3 protein-coding genes are annotated in these 1,783 nt (G+C 62.8%); all 3 read left to right on the top strand.

The features are described from left to right. Positions 1-169: phosphate acyltransferase (locus ABY403_RS16225; protein ID WP_372841847.1), on the top strand; the 169-nt coding region annotated here is incomplete at its 5' end. 66 nt (positions 170-235) lie between these two features. Then, complete coding sequence (locus tag ABY403_RS16220) at positions 236-1,114, top strand: PfkB family carbohydrate kinase (RefSeq protein ID WP_372841846.1); 879 nt, start codon at positions 236-238, stop codon at positions 1,112-1,114. Positions 1,115-1,318: 204 nt separating this feature from the next. Next, the coding region (locus tag ABY403_RS16215) for an aminotransferase class IV (RefSeq protein WP_372841845.1) at positions 1,319-1,783 on the top strand (465 nt) is incomplete at its 3' end.

The following is a 1,783-nucleotide window of genomic DNA, read 5'->3' as shown; positions in this document are numbered from 1 at the left end:
TGCCTCGATCTCGATCAAGTTGATGCAAGAAATGGCGGGCGCAACGGTGATCGGGCCAATTCTGACAGGGGTAGAGAAACCCATCCAGATCTGCTCTTCCTCCTCGACCGTGAACGACATTCTCAACATGGCCGCAATCGCCGCCTGTAGGCTGGGACAGAACCGCTAAGAAAGGCCCGGGGCCTCGCGCCTCGGGGCCCCGCGTGGCATTGCGCAACGAAGAAGGAGGCGGCGCGTGACAATCTGGAACCTTGGTTCGATAAACATTGACCACTTCTACCGCCTGCCGCATTTGCCCGCGCCCGGTGAAACACTGGCCGCCGACAGCTATTCGATGGGGCTAGGCGGCAAAGGCGCGAACCAGTCGGTAGCGGCGGCGCGGGCGGGCGCGCGGGTCTATCACATCGGCGGCGTGGGCCCCGAGGGGTGGGCGTTGGAGCGGCTGCAAGGCTTTGGCGTCGATTGCCGCCATGTAGAACGCTGCACAGAGGCCGGTGGGCACGCGATCATCAATGTTGATCAGGCGGGCGAAAACGCGATCGTGCTTTTTGCGGGCGCGAACCGCGCCTTTGGTTTTGCCGGGGTTGAGGCAGCGCTGCAAAGGGCTGTGCCGGGCGATACGCTGTTGCTGCAAAACGAAGCAGCGCATCAGGCGCAAGCGGCGGAACTGGCGCGGGCCAAGGGAATGCGGGTGATCTATTCCGCAGCGCCGTTTGATGTAGAGGCCGTGCGCGCGGTGCTGCCGCACATCACCTTGCTGGCGTTGAACGCGGTCGAGGCCGCGCAACTTTCGCAGGCACTGGGGGTAGAGCTTGACCGGCTTCTGGTGCCGCAGGTCTTGGTAACGCGGGGCGGCGACGGTGCCGAATGGCGCGATCTGGCAACTGGCGAAACGGTGAGGCAGGCGGCATTTTCAGTGGACGTGGTCGATACCACCGGCGCGGGCGATACCTTTGCAGGCTACTTCGCGGCAGCGCGCGATGCGGGCCAACCGCCAGCCGAGGCTTTGCGGCTCGCATCCGCTGCGGCGGCGCTGAAGGTGACGCGCGCAGGCACTGCGGACGCCATCCCCGCGCGTGCCGAAGTAGAGGCGTTTTTAAAAACGAGGGCTTGACGGTCGGGCCATTGGCCTTCGCGCCGCACCGCATGGCGAAAGCGCAGGGCTAGAGCCTGTTTTCGCCCACGCAGCGCTGTTCCGCTATGCCAAATAGGCGCAGGCACTGAATGAGCGGGGCCTAGGGTTGCACAACTCGTTCGCGCGACTCTGGCATTCGCATCCGTGTCCGCTTAGCCTTTGGCAAACAGCCAAGGGGGCATCATGGCCGAACAGGTTACAACGCATCAGGCCGAGGAAGATGCGCGCAACGAAGACATCCTGATCTGGATCAACGGGCAGCTGTTGCCGAAAGCTCAGGCCTTTGTCTCGGTCTACGATTCTGGCTTCATGCTGGGTGACGGCGTATGGGAGGGGCTGCGCCTTTATGACGGACGCTGGGCGTTTCTGGAGGAACATATCGAGCGGCTGTTTGATGCTGCAAAGGCGATAGATCTTGCCATCGGCATGACCCCGGAACAGGTGATTTCTGCCTTGTCAGAGACGCAAATCGCCAACGGTTTTGTGACCGACTGCCACGCGCGCCTAATGGTGACGCGCGGCGTCAAGCACCGGCCATTTCAGCACCCGTCGCTATCGCGGCAAGGGCCGACCGTCGTGATAATCATGGAACATTCGCGGCCAAAGATACCCCGGCCAATCCGTTTGGCCACCGTGCCCCAGATCCGC

This window comes from Phaeovulum sp. (assembly GCF_041596715.1).
In the GTDB taxonomy this organism is placed as follows: Bacteria; Pseudomonadota; Alphaproteobacteria; order Rhodobacterales; family Rhodobacteraceae; genus UBA6213.
This window is presented reverse-complemented; position numbering and strand designations above follow the sequence as displayed.